The following is a 735-nucleotide window of genomic DNA, read 5'->3' as shown; positions in this document are numbered from 1 at the left end:
CCGCGCTGCAGGGCGAGCAGCCGGGTGGCGATGGCCTCGGCGCGTGCGCCGAAGCCGGCCGGCGGCGGGCGGCGCTCGAGCGCTCCCTCGATGCTCAGCAGGGCGGTGGCGACCTCCATGCCCGCCGTCTCGGCGAACTGCAGCGGGTCGCGGCGCAACCAGCGCGCGAAGTCGAGCAGGGCGGTGCACAGGGTGCGTACGCCGGGGCGGCCGAGCGCCTCGGCGGGGGCGGTCATCGCCGTGACGGCGTCCTCGAAGCGGGGCAGGGCGACCGCGGTGCCCGAGCAGAAGGCCTCCCAGTGCTCGCGCGCCGCGCCGAGGCGGGCGGAGAGCGTGCCGAGCAGCGGGGCGATCGGCGCCTCGCCGACCTCCGATCCTGCGTCGGGGAGCTGCGCGTCGAGCTGCCAGCACGCGCGCACCGCGCGCTGCTGCTCGGTGTGCACCGGCGCGGACGCGATCTGGTACAGGAGCTCGCGCAGCAGGCGGTCCGGGACCGCGGGCGTGCCGGCCAGCAGGCGGCGGAACTGGGCGTCGAGCTGGGTGCACAGGCGCTTCACCGCCGGATCGGGCTGTAACCCGCCGTGGATCAGGGCGTCGTAGAAGGCGAGGCTGGCCCACCACAGGCTGCGCGTGGCCGGGCTGCGCTGCTGCGCCTCGACCTCGGTGATCGCGTCGCGCATGATGCGGGCGCCTTCGCCCGCCGCTCCCTTGCGCAGCCACTCCAGCAGGCCGCGC

General features: G+C 76.7%; 1 protein-coding gene. It reads right to left on the bottom strand.

The features are described 5' to 3' along the window. A partial coding sequence (locus tag C667_RS23615) for a FimL-related protein (protein ID WP_004391572.1) occupies positions 1 to 735 on the bottom strand: 735 nt, incomplete at both ends.

Source organism: Thauera phenylacetica B4P (genome assembly GCF_000310225.1).
GTDB classification, from domain to species: domain Bacteria; phylum Pseudomonadota; class Gammaproteobacteria; order Burkholderiales; family Rhodocyclaceae; genus Thauera; species Thauera phenylacetica.
Note: the sequence above shows the minus strand (reverse complement) of the source record. Positions and strands in the feature narration are given on the sequence as shown.